Origin of the sequence: Novosphingobium sp. 63-713 (assembly GCF_001898925.1) — a bacterium.
Taxonomy (GTDB): domain Bacteria; phylum Pseudomonadota; class Alphaproteobacteria; order Sphingomonadales; family Sphingomonadaceae; genus Novosphingobium.
This window is the reverse complement of sequence record NZ_MKVS01000047.1, coordinates 716603-734185: the sequence shown is the minus strand read 5'-3', so window position 1 is coordinate 734185 and position 17583 is coordinate 716603. Positions and strand designations below refer to the sequence as shown.

15 protein-coding genes are annotated in these 17583 nt (G+C 65.7%); 14 read left to right on the top strand and 1 reads right to left on the bottom strand.

The window, feature by feature from the left end:
* Position 1: 1 nt before the first annotated feature.
* From flgK to BGP00_RS21770, 5 genes are all read left to right on the top strand, one after another.
* Positions 2-1351, top strand: a complete 1350-nt coding sequence (gene flgK / locus BGP00_RS21790) for a flagellar hook-associated protein FlgK (RefSeq protein ID WP_292688984.1) — start codon at positions 2-4, stop codon at positions 1349-1351.
* A 17-nt stretch (positions 1352-1368) separates the two neighbouring features.
* On the top strand, positions 1369-2292 hold the full coding sequence (gene flgL, locus BGP00_RS21785; protein WP_292688982.1) for a flagellar hook-associated protein FlgL: 924 nt from the start codon (positions 1369-1371) through the stop codon (positions 2290-2292).
* A 75-nt stretch (positions 2293-2367) separates the two neighbouring features.
* Positions 2368-3231 (top strand): flagellar motor stator protein MotA, encoded by an 864-nt coding sequence (gene motA, locus BGP00_RS21780; protein WP_168604298.1) that lies wholly within the window; start codon positions 2368-2370, stop codon positions 3229-3231.
* A gap of 15 nt (positions 3232-3246) precedes the next feature.
* Complete coding sequence (locus BGP00_RS21775) at positions 3247-4092, top strand: flagellar motor protein MotB (RefSeq protein ID WP_292688980.1); 846 nt, start codon at positions 3247-3249, stop codon at positions 4090-4092.
* Positions 4093-4219: 127 nt separating this feature from the next.
* Positions 4220-6646: an HAD family hydrolase gene (locus BGP00_RS21770; protein ID WP_292688978.1), complete on the top strand. Its 2427-nt coding sequence runs from the start codon at positions 4220-4222 to the stop codon at positions 6644-6646.
* 161 nt (positions 6647-6807) lie between these two features.
* On the opposite strand, the gene BGP00_RS21765 is transcribed toward BGP00_RS21770, so the two are convergent.
* Entirely contained in the window at positions 6808-7638 is an 831-nt protein-coding gene (locus BGP00_RS21765; RefSeq protein WP_168604295.1) for a flagellin, read from the bottom strand.
* A gap of 405 nt (positions 7639-8043) precedes the next feature.
* Here BGP00_RS21765 and BGP00_RS21760 point away from each other — a divergent pair, with 405 nt between their 5' ends.
* The 9 genes from BGP00_RS21760 to BGP00_RS21720 all read left to right on the top strand — a co-directional run bounded on the left by BGP00_RS21760 (position 8044) and on the right by BGP00_RS21720 (position 17571).
* Entirely contained in the window at positions 8044-9387 is a 1344-nt protein-coding gene (locus tag BGP00_RS21760; protein ID WP_292688976.1) for a sigma 54-interacting transcriptional regulator, read from the top strand.
* On the top strand, positions 9384-9761 hold the full coding sequence (fliE, locus tag BGP00_RS21755) for a flagellar hook-basal body complex protein FliE (RefSeq protein WP_292688974.1): 378 nt from the start codon (positions 9384-9386) through the stop codon (positions 9759-9761). The genes BGP00_RS21760 and fliE overlap by 4 nt, the downstream gene beginning before the upstream one ends.
* Before the next feature lie 3 nt (positions 9762-9764).
* Positions 9765-11498: a flagellar basal-body MS-ring/collar protein FliF gene (gene fliF, locus BGP00_RS21750; protein WP_292688972.1), complete on the top strand. Its 1734-nt coding sequence runs from the start codon at positions 9765-9767 to the stop codon at positions 11496-11498.
* Entirely contained in the window at positions 11495-12541 is a 1047-nt protein-coding gene (fliG, locus tag BGP00_RS21745; RefSeq protein ID WP_246870201.1) for a flagellar motor switch protein FliG, read from the top strand. The genes fliF and fliG overlap by 4 nt, the downstream gene beginning before the upstream one ends.
* Positions 12534-13217 carry a FliH/SctL family protein gene (locus tag BGP00_RS21740; protein WP_292688970.1) on the top strand — a complete coding sequence of 228 codons (684 nt, stop codon included), beginning with the start codon at positions 12534-12536 and terminating at the stop codon, positions 13215-13217. The genes fliG and BGP00_RS21740 overlap by 8 nt, the downstream gene beginning before the upstream one ends.
* Positions 13217-14542, top strand: a complete 1326-nt coding sequence (locus BGP00_RS21735; protein ID WP_292688968.1) for a FliI/YscN family ATPase — start codon at positions 13217-13219, stop codon at positions 14540-14542. The genes BGP00_RS21740 and BGP00_RS21735 overlap by 1 nt, the downstream gene beginning before the upstream one ends.
* Positions 14543-14544: 2 nt before the next feature.
* Positions 14545-14979: a hypothetical protein gene (locus tag BGP00_RS21730; protein WP_292688966.1), complete on the top strand. Its 435-nt coding sequence runs from the start codon at positions 14545-14547 to the stop codon at positions 14977-14979.
* A 69-nt stretch (positions 14980-15048) separates the two neighbouring features.
* Positions 15049-16932 carry a hypothetical protein gene (locus tag BGP00_RS21725; protein ID WP_292688964.1) on the top strand — a complete coding sequence of 628 codons (1884 nt, stop codon included), beginning with the start codon at positions 15049-15051 and terminating at the stop codon, positions 16930-16932.
* A 33-nt stretch (positions 16933-16965) separates the two neighbouring features.
* Positions 16966-17571, top strand: coding sequence for a flagellar basal body-associated protein FliL (locus tag BGP00_RS21720; protein ID WP_292688962.1), 606 nt, complete (start codon positions 16966-16968; stop codon positions 17569-17571).
* Positions 17572-17583 lie beyond the last annotated feature (12 nt).

The window sequence follows — 17583 nt, the reverse complement described above, 5'->3', positions numbered from 1 at the left end:
GATGAGCGCCAACATGATCTCCATCGCGTCGAGCGGCCTGCGGGCCGCGCGCGCCGCGCTGGACGTGACATCGCAGAACATCGCCAATGCCGGCACCGAAGGCTATGTCCGGCGCAGCGTTTCGCAAAACGAATTGTCGGCCAGCAACCTGCACGCCAGCTATGGCGAGATTTCGCAGCTGGGCGTGCGGGTTGCGGGGATCACGCGCAATGTCTCGGGCTTTGACCAGGCCGAAGTGCGCCGCACCACATCGGACGCCACCCGCGCCGACACACTGGTCGACGGATTGACGCAATTGTCGGATACGGCGGACAATTCGGGCGTCTTTACCGCGATCACCAATTTTCAGTCCGCCCTGTCACAAATGACGGCCAGCCCGGCCAATTCCTCGCTGCGCGCCAATGTGGTCGAGGCCGCGCGCACGATGGCGCAAAGCTTCAATGCGGCCAATAACGGGCTGCAATCGGCCGTCACCGGCATGCAGAACGAGGCCGCCGCCGGGGTCAAGGATCTCAATGATCTGGCCACCAATCTGGCGCAGGTCAACATCCGCATCTCGGCCGACACCGACCCGGCCAGCAACAGCGCGGGCCTGCTGGATGAACGCGACACCATCCTGCAAAAGATGGCCGCGATCACCCATATCAACACCACGATCAATGCCGACAACACCGTCACCGTGCAACTGGGCACGGGCACCGGCACCACGCTGGTCGATCATGCCGCGGCGGGCAGCCTGGCCATGACCAAGGGCAGCGACGGCAACATCTCCTTCACGCTGGCCGACACGACGGGCGCCTCTACGGCGATCACTCCGGCGGGCGGCTCGCTGGCCGGACAGCAGCAGGCGATCAGCGCGGGCGTCACCGCCCTGTCGGGGCTGGACAGCGTGGCCAGCGCCATGATGAGCACCATCAACACCGCACAGGGCCATGGCGTCGATCAGACCGGGGCCACCGGCGCGGCGATGTTTACCGGCAATGGCGCGGCCGACATGACCATGGCGCTGACCAACCCCAACCAGTTGGCCGCCGCATCGGCCGGATCGACCGTCAGCAGCCAGAACGGCAGCAATCTGAGCGCGATGATCAGTTCGCTTACCAGCGCCAATGTCTCGGGCCAGATGAACGACTATCTGTTCGGCCTGTCGAGCGCGGTGGCCAGCAACACCACGATGCGCGACGCCTTCGACACGATCGCCACCAATGCCAAGACCTCGCTGGCCGCCGCATCGGGGGTCGATCTCGATACCGAGGCGGCCAATCTGGTACGATACCAACAGGCCTATCAGGCTTCGAGCAAGGTTATTCAGGTAGCCTCGACCCTCTTCGACCAATTGCTGAATCTGTAACGGAAAGGCCAAGCACCATGACCAATGTCAGCACCAGCGCCTTTTACCAGAACGCAATCGCGTCGATGACGGATCTGCGCAAGCAGACCGAAAAGCTGCAGGCCCAGATCGACACCGGCAGCACGATCCAGCATTCGCGCGACAATCCGCTGGCCGCGGCCCAGATGCGCGCGCTGCAGGCCGCCGACACGCTGGCGAGCGCCGACAAGGCCAATACCAGCGCGGCCAAGACGCAGCTGACCCAGACCGACGACACGCTCAGCCAGTTCACCGACATCCTCTCGCAGATCACCACGCTGACCACGCAGGCCGCTTCCTCGACGCTGAGCGACAGCCAGCGCGCCTCGGTGGGCCAGCAGATCGGCGCCTATTACGACAGTCTGGCCAATCTGGCCAACACCAAGGACGCGCAGGGCAACCCGCTGTTTGGCGGACAGGCCACCGGCAACGCCTATACGTTCGACCCCACCACCGGGGCGCCCACCTATAATGGCACCACCACCGCCTCCACCCTCTCGCTGGGGCCGGGGCTGTCGGTGACGACCGGGGTGACGGGGCCGGAATTTCTGGATTTCCAGTCGGGCGGCGTGTCGAAAAACCTGCTGACCACGGTCAAGACGCTGGCCAACACACTGCAAAATCCGTCCTCGACGGCGGCGGCCGTGTCGGCGGCGAAAAACGCGCTCGACGATCTGGGCGCGGCCACCGCGTCGGTGTCGGCCAGCCAGACCGTGGTGGGCGCGCGGCTGGACTGGATCACCACCACCACCAATATGCAGACCCAGACCGCCGCCCAGCGTGCCACGCGCGAGGCCGATGTGGGCGGCACCGATCTGGCCGCCACCATCGCCAAGCTCAGCCAGCAGATGACCGTGCTGCAGGCGGCGCAGTCCAGTTTTGTGAAAGTGGCCAATCTTTCGCTCTTCTCGATGCTGAACTGATTGGCGGACCTGAATTTTTTCCGCGCCATGCCGTTCTATGGCCGGGCCCTTTTTGACTGACAAAGGACGTTAACCATGTTTGCCGGTATCGGTATCGTCGTGCTGTTTGCCATGGTGTTTGGCGGCTTTGCCATCACCGGGGGCGCGCTTGGCCCCGTGATGGAGGCGATCCCGCATGAATTGCTGATCATCTGCGGCGCGGCGATCGGCGCGCTGATCACGGGCAATGACATGCACGGATTGAAGGCGCTGGGCGGCGGGTTTGCGCGGGTGTTCAAGGGGCCCAAGCACAACAAGCAGGATCACATCGATGTGATCGCGCTGACCACCAAGCTGATGAAGCTGCTGCGCACCGAAGGGCCGGTGGCGATGGAAAGCCATGTGCAGGACCCCAAAAGCTCGGCCATTTTTGCCGAATATCCGCGCCTGCTGGCCAATCAGGAGTTGATCGATCTGATCTGCGACACGCTTACGCTGATCGTGGTCTCCTCGGGCACGCTGGAGGTCCATGCGGTCGAGGATGTGATGGACAATGCGATGAAGACCCATTTCCATTCGCTGCACGCGCCGCAACATGCGATCCAGAACCTGGCCGATGCCTTGCCCGCGCTGGGTATCGTGGCGGCGGTCCTGGGCGTGGTGAAAACCATGGGCTCGATCGACAAGCCCCCCAGCGTGCTGGGCGCGATGATCGGTTCGGCGCTAGTGGGCACGTTCATGGGCGTGCTGCTGGCCTATGGCATGGTGGCGCCGATGGCGGGCCGCCTGCAACAGGTGAACGAGGCCGACGAACAGATCTTTCAGGCGGTCAAGCAGGTCATCATCGCCTCGCTCCATGGCTGGCCGCAACCGCTGGTGGTGGAAAGCGCGCGTTCCGGGCTGGGCCATGATTTCCGCCCCGGCCTGTCCGAACTGCTCGACGCGCTGCGCGGAAGATAAGGGGGCGCACAGGCTATGGCTCCGCCGAAAAAACCGGGCAAGAACGAGATCCCTGCCCCCATCATCGTCAAGAAGATAACCGTGGTGGCCGGCGGCCATCATGGCGGCGCGTGGAAAGTGGCCTATGCCGACTTTGTGACCGCAATGATGGCCTTCTTTCTGCTGATGTGGCTGTTGGGCGCGACCACGGAAAAGCAGCGCAAGGGCATCGCCGATTATTTCACCCCCACGCTGGTCAAGACGCGGCAGGGCAGCGCGGGCTCGAACGGGCTGCTGCACGGCAATTCGCTGACCGATGTGGATGATTATCCCAATCGTCAGGGCCAGACCGGCACCCGCGCCATGTCCATCCCGCGCGACGCCACCGGCGGCCCCCGCGAAGGCGGCAGCAAGGTCAAGAAGGTCGCCTCGGTCACGCAGAAATTGCAGCAGCGCCTTTCGGCGACGGAAAAGCTGCAAAAGCTGGCCCGCACGTTGAAGGTGACGGCCACGCCCGAAGGCATCCGGCTCGATCTGGTCGATGACGCCGATTTCTCGATGTTCCAGTTGGGCACGACGATCCTGACCCCCGATGCGGTGCAATTGCTCCATGCCATCGGCGCGGTGCTCAAGGATGAGGATGGCGGGCTGATCATCCGCGGCCATACCGACGGGCTGAAATGGAAACGGGGCGATACGGTCAACAACTGGTCGCTGTCGGCCGGGCGCGCCGAAGCCACGCGGCAGGCGCTGATGCGCGATGGTCTGGGCGAGACGCGGTTTCGCCGGATCGAGGGCGTGGCCGACCGCGAACCATTGATCGCCGACGACCCCAATGACGCACGCAACCGGCGCATGTCGATCCTGCTCAATTACCAGTAAAGCTGCGTAATTCAGCCAAGACGGCTTCTTCACCTCGCCCATTTACTTCTTGGCAACACAGGAACGGGGCGAGGTCTGGCGCTATATTCGGCCCAAGGCGCGGCTCCGTCAAGTATGGAGCCTTGTCATGTCTGCGCCACTCGACCACGCCACGCTGGCATCCGATCGGGTCACCCCCGCCCGCAGCGAAGTTCTGCCCCATGAACTGCCCGATGTGCTCGATGATTTCCCGATGGCGCGGGTGCTCAGCCTCGACTGTTTCGACACGCTGATCTGGCGCGACACCTATCGGCCGGTCGATGTGTTCAAGGTGCTGCCGGGCATCGCCGGTTCCCAGCGCGCCCGCGCCGAGGAGGCCGCCCGCCGCGCCGCCCATCTGATGGTGCGCGGCGAGGATATCACCATTGCCGAGATCTATGACAAGCTGATGCCCGGCGCCGCGCCCGAGACGCGCGAGGCCGCGATCCGCGCCGAACTGGATGCCGAGGCCACCCATTGCTATGCCTTTACCCCCACGGTCGAGCTGATCCGCCGGGCCAAGGCGCGCGGGATGCAGGTGGTGATCGTATCCGACACCTATCTGAGCGAGGACATGCTGCGCGAACTGATCGCGCGGGCGGGGGGCGAGGAGCTTTCGGCCATGATCGACCGGGTCTTCGTCTCCTCGCATTGGCGCCTGCCCAAGGCGCGCGGGCTCTATCGTCACGTGCTGCCCGAACTGGGGGTCGATGCGGCGGCCGTGCTGCATATCGGCGACAATCTGAATGCCGACGTGCGCGGCGTGACGCCCTTTGGCGTACAGGCGGTCCACCTCAAGCAATTCCATGCCGAAATCGAGCGCCAGTTGCGGCTGGAGGCCTGCCTCGACACGCTGCTGTCCGAGGGCAAGGGCACGCTGGGCGCCCCCCAGCCCCACCGCGCCGCACTGGCGCAATGGACGCCGCAATTGACCGATACGGCGCAGCATTTCGGCTATGCCGTGCTCGGGCCGGTCTTTGCCGGTTATGACCGCTGGCTGGATGATGAAGCCGAGGCGCTGCGGCAAAGGCATGGCGGCACGGTCCACCGGCTGTTCCTGATGCGCGACGGCCATCTGCCGATGCAGGTCCATCGCCAACGCAGCGGCGACCAGGGCCACGCAGTCGAGATCAGCCGTTTTACCGCCACGGGCGCGATCTTTACCACCGATGCGGCCATCGACGCCTATGTCGAGGACCAGTTGGGCACCGACCCGGCCGTGATCGCCCGACAGTTGCTGGCCCCGCCCGCCGAGGTCAAGAAACTGGCCGCGATTCCCGACAAGACCAAGGGGACGCAGGCGCTCTATGCCCTGCTCGACCGGCGCGAGATCCGCCGCTTCATCCACAAGGCCGCGCGCCGCATGGCCGACCGGATCATCACCCATATCCGCCATGCCGCCGATCCCCGGCCCGGCGATACGCTGATGCTGATCGACCTTGGCTATAACGGCTCGGTGCAGAACCGGATCGACGCGCTGCTGGCCGAGGCGATGGGGGTGCATGTCGCGGGGCGCTATCTGCTGCTGCGCGAGGTGGAGGTGAGCGGGCTGGACAAGGCGGGCTATTTCGACGAGCGTCATTATGATCATGATGCGCTGGGCGCCATGGCCAACAATGTCGCGGTGTTCGAACAGTTCTGCACCAACACCGCAGGCTCAGTGATCGACTATACCGAGCGGGGCGCCCCGATCCGTCGCGCCAATGACATCAAGCAGGCGCAAAGCGCGATCCGCGAGGCGGCCCAGCAGGGATGCCTGCATTTCGCCCGGACCCAACCGGCAGCCAGCCAGCGCGCCAGCCGCGACCCCGCGATGGAGGCCGAACACTGGCGCCGCGCCAATGCCGCCACGCTGACCCGGCTGATGTTTTTGCCCATGCCCTATGAATTGGGCGTGTTTGAAAGTTTCGAACATGACGTCAATCTGGGCACGGACGAAACCATCGCGCTGTTTCACAAGGGCCATGCGCAAAGGGGGCTGCGCCAGCAGGGCCTGTTCTATCTGAAGGGCGCGCGGCGCATGTTCCTGCCTGCCGAACTGTCCGAGGAAGGCATGGCCACCCGTCTCGCCTATCTGGCCACCAGCCGTTTCGGCATGATGCTCAACGTGGGCGATTTCGTCGCCGAGGGCGGCTTCCTGGTGCCAACGATCTACAGCAACGGTCAGGAAGTGGTCGAAACGCGCTTCAACGCGCTGCCCACGCATAACGGCTATCACAGCCTGTGCATCCCGATCGGCGATTGCCGCTTTACCGCCGCGATCCAGTTCGGCGCGCTGTTCGACTGGGTCGAGATCTATTCGATCACCGCCCTGCCCCAGGCCGAGCATCTGAACAACAAGCATGATACCGCCAGCCGCGAGATCGCCATGTCGCCGCTGCTCGAGGGGATCGAGGCGCGTTCGGGCAATCTGTGGCAATGCACATCGCCCCATGGCTTTGCGCTGATCAACCCGCCGCCGCGCGGCGATGATACGCCGATGATGTTGCTGGTGGTGTTTCGCCCGGTGACATGGAAGGAAGGTGTGACCGTCTGAACCGCGCCACCGACAACAGCAAAACGCCGCGCCCCCATCGGGACGCGGCGTTTTTCTTTATGGACCGGCATTGGATAATCGGGAGGCAAACGCGGAAAAACCCGGCGCCTCCCTTTGGCGGGAAAGCACCGGGCTTGTTCCGGATTTACCCGGATCGCGGCTTACTTGAGCAGCGAGAGGACATTCTGCTGGCTCTGGTTGGCCTGGGCAATCATCGCGGTCGATGCCTGCGAGAGGATCTGGGCCTTGGCCATCGCGGTCGATTCAGCCGAATAGTCGGTGTCCTGAATGCGGCTGCGGGCGGCCGAGAGGTTGGTCGAGTTGTTGGTCAGGTTGTTGACCGCCGACTGGAGCTGGCTCTGACCGGCGCCGAAACCGGCCGCTGCGGTCGAAACCTGACGGATCAGCGTGTCCATCGTGTCGATGGTGGCCGAGGCCGAACCGCTGGTCGAAACGTCGATGCTGCTGCTTTGCGCGGCCCAGTCGATGCCCTGCGAGGTCAGCGTGATCGTGTCCGAGCTGTTCGCACCGGCCTGGATCGAGAAGGTCGTGGTCGAGGCCGAGCCGGCGCCGGCGGTGTTGAACAGCGCGTTGCCGTTGAACTTGGTGTCCGAGAGAATCGAGCCGATCTGGGTCTTGAGCGAGTCCACTTCCTGCTGCATGTCCTGACGGTCGGTGTCCTGATAGGTGCCCGAGGTGGACTGCACCGACAGTTCGCGGACGCGCTGCATCATGTTGGTCACTTCGGTCAGCGAGCCCTGCGCCGTCTGAGCCAGCGAGATGCCGTCATTGGCGTTCTTGATGCCCTGGTTCATACCGTTGATCTGGCTGGTCATCGAGGTCGAGATCGCCAGACCTGCCGCGTCGTCGGCGGCCGAGTTGATGCGCGTGCCGGTCGACAGGCGAGTCATCGCCTTGGCGGTCATGTTGGCGGCGCTGTTCGATGCATTGGTCGCCTGAAGGGCGTTAACGTTGGTGTTGATGACAGTCATGGTTCACTCCCGATTGGTCCCGAAGGTTGCCAGCCCGCCGGTCCATCCGGTACTGGCTGCCAGCCTCTAGAGCGGCCGGGAGAGCGCGGTTTTAAGCCCTTTGCGAAAATTTGTGCGCGTCGCCGGGCTGTGCGTGTTTTATCCAGTCAGGTGATTCGCCCGGCCCTGTCCGCGGTAACGAATCAATCCTGCGGAGCGCGCATGCGACGGCCGCTTTCACCCTTTATTAAGCCCCAAAACAAAATTTTTTTGCCGCTTGTTGGGCAAGCATGCCGCCACAGCCGCAAAACAGGGGGGTGAAACCGGCAAACTAGGGATTGTTACGAGGACTTAAATAACGCCGGATTTTGACGTTGGGGTGTCAAAAACAGCCTCGGGAATGGTTAAATCCGGGACTGGGAAGCAATGGACTATATCGAGGTCACCAACAGCACGGCACAGCGGCATGCCCCGCTGGTTCAGCGCGCCGGGGCGGTCATCGCCTCGATGGGCAACACCTGCCGGCTGCGCCTGGTCGAAGGCGATGCCGATGGCAAAGCCAGCGTCCATGGTGACGATCGCACGACAATCTCGCTGTTTCATGGACGGACCAACCGGCTCGACCGGCTGCCCACGCCGCACGGCGGGCGCAGGCCGCATTTCGCGCTCAACTATGTGGACCCTGCCGGAGAGGACGCGCTGGCCGCGTTAATCTCTTGTGCCACATTGGGTGGTCCGGTCGCAGCCGATCCGGACTCGCTTTCGGTACTGGCGCTGGCCGAACGTCTGGCGATGAGCGACATTCCCGTGCTCATCGGCGGACCAACCGGCACGGGCAAGGAAGTGCTCAGCCGCTATATTCACGACAGCAGCCCGCGCCGCAACGGCCCCTTCATCGCCGTTAACTGCGCCGCCATGCCCGAAGCCATGCTCGAAGCCCTGCTGTTCGGCCACACCAAGGGCGCCTTTACCGGCGCGACCAGCGCCAACGAGGGTTTCTTCCGCGCGGCCGACGGCGGCACGCTGCTGCTCGACGAAATTGCCGAAATGCCGCTGGCGCTGCAGGCCAAATTGCTGCGCGCGCTTCAGGAAGGCGAAGTGGTGCCGATCGGCGCAACCCAGCCGGTGCGTTTCGATGTCCGCATCATCGCCGCAGCCAACCGCGATCTGCCCACCGAAGTGGCGCAGGGCCGGTTCCGCGCCGATCTGTTCTATCGCCTCAACGTCTTTCCCCTGGCGCTCAAGCCGCTGCGCGAGCGGCCCGAGGATATTGCCCCGCTCGCCTTTGCGCTGGCGATGCGCCACACGCCCGCCCATCGCGCGGTGCCCTGGATCGGCGAAGAGGCGCTGCACATGCTGCGCAGCCATGGTTGGCCGGGCAATGTGCGCGAGCTGGAAAATGTCATCCGCCGCGCGCTCCTGCTGGCCGAAGGGCTGGGCGGTTCGCCCAGCGCCGAAATCGGCCCGGAACATATCCGCTTTGACTGCGTGGCCAAGCTGGTCGACGAACCGGCGGCAAGCGAAACAGCCGCTGTTCCCGCGCCTGTCGCCTCGATGCCCGAGCCGACCGCAGCCACCGGGCGCAAACTGGCCAGCATCGTGCAGGTCAGCGAGGCCAAGGCCATCCTTGAAACGCTGGCGGCCTGTGGCGGCAGCCGGATCGCCGCCGCGCGCCAATTGGGCATTTCCGAGCGCACGCTGCGCTATCGCCTTGCCTCGCTTCGTGAAGCCGGGATGCCGGTGGCCGCGGTGGGCGGAGGCCGCAGATGAGCGCCATCGGGGGCATCGCGGGCGGCGGCGCATCGGGCGGGGCATCGGGCCTGCGCGATATCATGAATCTGCGCGCCCAGATCATCGAAAAATCACAGATCCTGCAACAGATCCACTCGCCCCAGACCCAGTCTGTCGGCGCCACCTCTGGTCAGGGCCATTTCACCGACAGGCTGAACGACGCGATGCAGTCGGTCAACACCAGCCAGCAGCGCGCGGACCAGCTGACCACCGCCTATGAAACCGGCCAGACGCAGGATGTCGCCAAGGTGATGCTGGCGCGGCAGGAAGCCTCGGTCGGTTTCGAGGCCACGCTTCAGGTGCGCAACAAGCTGCTTTCCGCCTATCAAGACATCATGAAAATGGGGGTCTGATAAATGGCCGACCTCGTTCCGGCCGCCGAAATGGGCGGCCTGCCCGCCGCGTCGCCGGGCTCGATCCTCACCCCGCTGACCGCGCCCGATGCCGGGCCGCCGATGGCCCGCGCCCGCGCGTTTCTGGGGCAAGGCCCGGTCAAAAAGGCGCTGCCGTGGTTCGCGGGAGTGTCCCTGCTGGGCGCGGGCGCTTTGGCATGGGGCATGTTGGCCCAGCCGCCCCAGCGCGTGCTTTATTCGCATCTCGACGATGGCGAGCGCGCCAATGTCGCCGAACAGCTCGACAAGGCCAAGATCACCTATTCGATCGACAATGCCACCGGCACGCTGACGGTGGACGAGAGCAATCTCTACAAGGCGCGGATGGTCGTGGCGCAGAGCGGGACGCTCTCGATGCCCGATACGGCCAATGACAGCCTCGACAAATTGCCGATGGGGGCAAGCCGCGCGCTGGAAGGCGAACGCCTGCGCGCCGCGCGCGAACATGAACTGATGCTCTCGCTCAAAGAGATCGACGGCGTCCAGTCGGTGCGCGTCCATATTGCCGAGGGCGAGAAATCGGTCTTTGTGCGCGATCAGATCGCCCCTTCGGCCTCGGTCATGCTGCGCCTTGCCGATGGGCGTCAGCTTTCGGACAATCAGGTTCAGGCGGTCGTCAATCTGGTGGCGGGCTCGGTGCCCGGCCTCTCGCCCGATGCGGTGCGGGTGATCGATCAACGCGGCCGCCTGCTGACCGATCGCGGTGGGGCGGACAGCGACCGGCTGGAAATGCAGGCCCGGATGGAGGAAAAGCTGCACGGTCAGGTGGCCGCGCTGCTGACTCCGATGCTGGGCGATGACAATTTCACCAGCGAGATCCAGATCGATCTGGACATGGAACAGGTGACCAGCGCGCGCGAATCCTATGACAAACAGGGCGTGGTGCGCAGCGAAACCAGCCAGCAAAGCCAGCAGGCCGCCACGCCCCAGCCTTCCGGCATCCCCGGCACGCTGTCGAATACGCCGCCGCCCACCACCCAGCCTTCGCCCGGCGCGCCGCAAGGCACGCCCTCCGCCGCCGCCAGCCCCGCCCCCACCGCCAGCGAAACCAGCGCCAGCAAGAATTACGAGCTGGGCCGCGAGGTGGCCGTGACCAATCGCGGGCCGGGCCGGATCCGGCGTCTGTCAGTGGCGGTCGCGCTCTCGTCCAAGGCGATGGCCAAGGCCAAACAGAGCGACATAGACCAGATCAAGTCGCTGGTCTCGGCCGCCGTGGGCGCCGACCCGGCGCGCGGCGATCAGGTGGCCGTGGTGGTGCGCAGTTTCGAGCCTGTGACGGCGGCCCCGGTGCCTTTCTATGAAGCACCGTGGTTTGCCCGCGCGCTGCATTACGGGGCGATGCTGCTGGGCACGCTGATGGTGCTGCTGCTGGGCGTGCGCCCGCTGATCAAGGCGGTGCGGGGCGACAAGCCGGCCGCGCCCAAAAAGCTCTCCAAGGCCGATAAGGCCAAGGCGCAGGCCGCCGCCGAAGAGGAAAGCGCAGAAGCGGCTGAAACCGTCAATGCCGCCGATCCCCCCGGCCTTGCCGCCATTTCGCCGCGCAGCCGCGATCCCGAACCGCAACCTATCGACGCCGATATGATCGAGCGGCAGGTCGGCCTGGCCCAGCAGATCGTCGATACCAAGCCCGACACGGCGGTCATCGCCCTGCGCCAGATGCTGCAGCAGCCCACCCAGGAAGAGGCGCCCAACCCATGAGCGAGATGAATTCCCTCGAAACCGCAGGCGCCCAGGCGCTCGCCGTGCCCTCGCTCTCGGATGCCGAGGCCGCCGCCGTGCTGGTGATGCTGCTGGATGAGGATCAGGCCAGCCGGATGCTAGGGCAATTGAGCCCGGCCGAGTTGCAGTTGCTGGGACAGAAGATGTGCGCGCTGGGCGAAATCGGGCCTGAGGCGATCTGCCGCGCGGTCGATGGTTTTGCCGCGCGCACCGAAAAGCTGGGCATCCACGCATGGGGCCGCACCGACCGCGTGCATGGCTTGATGCGCCGCGCGGTGGGCACGATCAAGGCCGACAATCTGATGGAGCGCATCGCCCCCGAGGCCCCGCCCGCCAGCCCGCTCGACATCACCAAATGGCTCAATCCGGCCGCCATCGTGCCGCTGGTACGGGGCGAGCATCCGCAGGCGATTGCCGTGCTGCTGGTCCAGCTTGAACCCGATGTCGCGGCCAAGGTGCTCCATTCGCTGCCCCCCGAACAACAGACGCAGGTGGTTCACCGCGTGGCCACGATGGGGCCGGTCAGCCCCGAGGCGCTGCTGATGCTGGAGGAATTGCTCAGCCGCCGGATCATCGAGTTTCACGGGCGCGGCACGCTGTCGATGGGGGGCGCAAAAAACGCCGCCGAAATCATCAACAACTCGGCCAAGACGGTGGAAAAGCGGGTCATCCCCGAGATCACCAAGATGGACAAGGCGCTGGCCCGCGCGATCGAGAACGAGATGTTCAAATTCGAACATCTCTTCGAACTCGACCCCAAGTCCATGGGCGCCCTGCTGCGCGAGGTGGAAAGCGACGTTCTCATCAACGCGCTCAAGGGCATTGCCGAGGATCAGCGCGATGTGTTCTTCGCCGCGATGTCCAGCCGCGCCGCCGATGGCGTCAAGGACGAGATCGCCAGCCGCGGCCGGTTGAAAATGGCCGATTGCGTCGAGGCGCAAAAGCAGATCGTCACCGCCGCGCGCCGTCTGGCGGCCGAGGGCGTGATCTCCTTCGGCGGCGGCGAGGACGATTATGTCTGACCTGGGCGCCATGCTGGGCAGCGGCGGCGGTGGGTTCACCCCCGATGCGCGCTTTGCCGGGCTACGCGGGATCGAGGAGGATCTGCCCCGTCCGCTCTCGGTCATGCGGATGCGCTTTGCCGCCGATCCTGCCCCGGAGACTGTGCCGCCCCCAGTCATCGTGCCCGAATTCCCCGTCGCGCCCGATCCCATCGAGGAGGCCCGCGCCGATGCCTATGCGCAGGGCTGGGCCGATGCGCAGGAGGCCGCCGAACTGGCCGCCGCCAAGGCGGATGAAACGCGCGGACGCATGGAAACGGTGGTCCGGCGGCTGGACGGCGAATTGGCCGAACAATTCCGCCAGCGCCTGATGGAAACGGTGATCGCGCTGTGCGAAAGCTGTCTTGCGCCGCTGGCGCTGGACAAGGACGCGCTGCTGCGCCGGGTCGAGCGCGCCGTCGCGATGTTCAACCGCGCCGATGATGACCGCCTGATCCGGCTGCATCCCGAAGATCTGGCTGCCATCCGCGCCTACCTGCCCAATGACTGGCAGGTGCAGGCCGACCCCACCCTGGCGCGCGGCGCGATCCGCATGGAAAGCCGCAGCGGCGGGGTGGAAACCGGCGGGGCCGAGGACGGTCCCGAACAATGGCGCCGCGCGATTATCGAGGCGCTTGATGTGGGCGGGCTGGACTGATGCTGCGCATTTTCGACGATTTGCTGGGCGATCCGCAACCGATTGATCTGACGGCGCAGCGCTATGGCGTGGTGGCGGCCTGCGATGGCGGCTTGCTGGAGGTTTCGGGCCTGTCGGTGCCGGTGGGAGCGCTGTGCCGGATCAGCCATGGCAACGGGCAATCGCTGCCCGCCGAGGTGATCGGTTTTCGCAATGGCCGCACGCTGATGATGCTGCTGGGCGATACGGTGCTGCTGCGTCCCGGCGCGCGGGTTCGCCCGGTGGGCAAGCCGGGGATGCTGCCGGTGGGCGAGGTGTTTTTGGGCCGCGCGGTCGATGGCGAGGGCAAGCCGATTGACGGCCTTGGGCCTTTGCACCCCCGCGCCCTGTGGCCCGCAGGCGGCGTGCGCGCGGGCGCGCTGGACCGCAGCCCGGTGCGCCAGAGTTTCGACACCGGCATCCGCGCGCTCAACGCCATCACCACCTTTGGCGTGGGCCAGCGTATCGGCATTATGGCCGGGTCGGGCGTGGGCAAATCGGTGCTGCTCGACATGATCGCCCATGGCGCCAGCGCGGAAATCGTCATCGTCGGCCTGATCGGCGAACGCGCGCGCGAAGTCTCCGATTTTGTCGAGCGCCATATGGCGGGCAGCAAACGCGCCACCACCGCCGTCATCGCCGTGCCCGCCGACCATGCGCCCAACCTGCGTATTCGCGGCGCGATGCTGGCCACATCCATGGCCGAATATTTCCGCGCGCAGGGACGCCGCGTCCTGCTCATCATGGATTCGCTGACCCGCGTGGCCCATGCCGGGCGTGAGATCGGCCTGCTGCTGGGAGAGCCCGGAGCGGCGCGGGGCTATCCGCCCTCGGCGCTGGCCACGATCACCAAGCTGGTCGAACGCGCGGGTAATTCGGCGCAGAGCGGAGGCTCGATTACCGGCCTCTATACCGTGCTGGCCGATGGCGATTCGCAGGATGATCCGGTGGTCGATACCGCCCGCTCGATCCTCGACGGGCATATCGTGCTGTCGCGCGACTTGGCCCAGCGCGGGCAATATCCGGCCATCGACATCGCCGCCTCGCTCTCGCGCGTGATGACCGACATCACCAGCAAGGAACACCAGCGCCTTGCCCGCGCCTTCCGCGCCTTGGTGGCCGCCTATGAGGCCAACCGCGATCTGGTGCTGATGGGCGCCTATCGCGCCGGGGCCGATCCGCAACTGGACCGCGCCATCGCCATGCATCCCGCTCTGGTGCAATTCCTGACGCAGGAGGGCGGCTCGGTGGTCACGCTGGATCAGGCCGTGGCGCAATTGGGGGCGCTATTGGGTCATGAAGGCTGACGATGAAGGCTGAGCGCGACAAGCTGAAGCGTTTGCAAAGGCTCGAGCGCGTGCGCGCCATCGCCAAGCAGACCGTGGCCACCGAGGCCGCCCGCGCCGAGGGCACCTATACCCAATTGATGCAGTTGGCCGAGCGGACCGGGCAACTGGCCGCCGATTATGCCGCGCGCACCGATATCACCGATGGCGCGGCCCTGCGCGAGATGAACCGTTTTGCCGCCGGATTGCAGGGCATCCGCGCCGCAACGCAGGCCGACGCCAACCGCGCGCAGGCCATTGCCGACAAGCGCCAGCAGGAATTGGCCATCGCCGAGCGCCGCCGCGCCGCCGTCGAGGACCGCGCCACCGCCCAAGCCCGGCAAATGGCCGCCCGGCAGTCCTATGCCGCATTGGCCGGAGCGATGCAGGGCGCAAAACGCCGCGATTCCCGGGGGTGATCGGCATTTCGGGAATTGGCACGCAGTTTGCTTAATTCAGTGGTGAACCCTCAACCGGAGCCAGCATCCATGCCCGAAGCCACCAGTTTCAACATCGGTTCCAGCCCCCTCAATGCCCTGTTCGGCACCGGGGCGGCGGGCGTGGCGGCGCAGGCGGAGGATGGCAACCCCCATGGCTTTCAGGCGACGCTGGCCGCGCAGACAGGCCCGGCCACGGCCCCCGGCATGGAGCAGAACGCGGGCGCAGGCCTGTTTTCCACGCCGACCTTGGCTTTGTCAGCGGCTCCGCCACCCTCGGCTTTGACAGCGGCCCCGACGGCATTGGCTTTGTCGGCGGCTCCGCCACCCCCGGCAGCCTCCGATCCGGCGAGCAAAGCCGCGCCCGCGCCGGTGGTGGCGACCATGACGGCCCTGCGCAACAATGGCGCGGCCATGAACGGGGCCGATATCGTGGCGCCGGAAACCGGGGCCGCCGCCGCGAATGCCCCCATCGTGATTTCAAACGGCAATTTGCCGGTGGGCGGCAAGATCTTGCCGGTGCCCCTTGCTCCCCCGGACAGCGAGCCGGATACAGCCGATCCCTCGGCGGATGCGGCCCCCGCCACCGCGCCGGATACGATCAAACCGATGCTTGCCAAGGCCGCCGCGCCGCGCCCGCGCAAACCCGCCGCCGAACCGGACGAGCAGGATGCCGCCCCGGCCACCGCGCAGGCGGAAAAGGCGGTTGCCGAGACCCGCGACGATACCGGCGATCAGGATACGCCCGCAGCCATGGCGCAGACCATGACACCCGACGCACCGATGCCCCCGGCGATCACACCCGATGCCCCTGTTCCGGGCAATGCCGCGCCTGCTGTCATGCTGTCCATCAATCCGCCCGCGCAGCCTGCGCCCACCGCCGGCAATGCCGCGCCCAGGATGGATGAGGCCGCCGGCCAATCCGCCATTTCGGGCGTTTCGGCAATTGCCCCCGCCGCCCTCGCCGCCAGAACGCCCGTGGCAGCGACCATGACAGCCGCCCCGCTTCAGCGCCCTGCGGCACCCGCCGATCCGGCGGCGGCAATGATTGATCCGAGTGCACCGGCCTTGGCGACCGGCGCCGTCTGGCCTGCAGGTCTGCCTCAGACGGGCGAGGCGGTCACGCAAGCCCGCGCGCCGATCGCATCTCTTACCCCGGCCCCTCTTGCATCGGCAAAGACCACCGCCAGGCTGGCGAAACCCGCTGACGCCGACCTGTCGGCATCTACCGAGGATCCCGTGGCGGCGCGACAGGCCGGGACACCGCTGCCCCCAACCGCAGCGGCCGCCATGCAGGGCGGCGCATCGCCAGCCGCCGACACCATCACCGACACGACGAACAGCGCGCTGACCGCCACGCAACCGAGCGGCGAGACCACCCGCATTGCCGCGCCCTCCCCGGCGCCCGACACCGGCGTATCCCGCGATATGAGCGCGCTGGTCGACCGGCTGGTCGAGACGCGGGCAGCGATGCGTTCGGGCGCCCCGGCGCAATGGGTGCAGACATCGATCCAGCACGTCGAATTTGGCCGGGTCGCCTTGCAGATCCGGCAGGACGGCGACAATCTCTCGGTGGCGATGGCCAGCAATGATCCCGGCTTTGCACCCGCCGCACAGGCCGCGCTCAACGGCTCGCAAAGCCTGTTGCAACCGGCCGCAGCCAGCCGGAGCAGCGCCGATACGGATCAGAACTCCGGCCAGAATTCGGGTCAGAACCAGGGCCAGAACAGCCACTCCGGCAGCCAGCCGGGCGGGCAATTCACCGGCCAGTTCAATGGTCAGTCCGGCGGCCAGCACCAGCAGCCCGCCACGCGCCAGCAGGCGCCCTTTGCCAATACAACCACGGCCGCACAGCAGGGTCACACCCCCGGCGACACGGCGGGCAGCGCGCCCCAAAGCCGCGCACCCTCAAGCCGCTCGGGCATTCTGGCCTGATACCCTGTTTGAAACAATTCAGAGACCGACATCATGAGCAAAGACAAGACCGAGACCGGCGATAAACCCGCCAAGGGCAAAAGCCCGATTCTGCTGATCGCGATCACGGCGGTGCTGATGCTGGCGGTGGGCGGGGGCGGCGCCTTTGCCCTGGTCAAGATGGGCATTATCGGCGGCGTCAAGGAAGCGCCGCGCAAGGAGGACAACTCGCCCAAGCTGATCCGCAAGGGCCAGGAGGACCCCTATGCCCCCAAACCCGCCGAGGGCGGCAAGGAAGGCGAAGGCGCGGTCAAGGAAGTCGAAGGCGAAGGCGGCAGCCCCTACAAGACCTCGTATTATACGTTTTCGGATGATTTCACCTCCAATCTCAAAAATTCTTCGTCGCTGGTCCAGATCTCGATCGCCTGTTCGACGCATCGCGATGGTCGCGTTCTTATGTGGCTGAAAAAGCACGAATTGGCGATCCGTTCGGAAATGCTCAAAGTGCTGGCCGACACGCCCGAGGAGGACGTTTCGACCATGGAAGGTAAGGAAAAACTGCAAAAGCGGCTTACCGGCTCAATTAACCATGTCCTGACAGAGGAAGAGGGCTTTGGCGGCGTCGATGCCGTCTATTTCAAGAGCTTCCTCGTCCAATAATGCGCCAGAGCG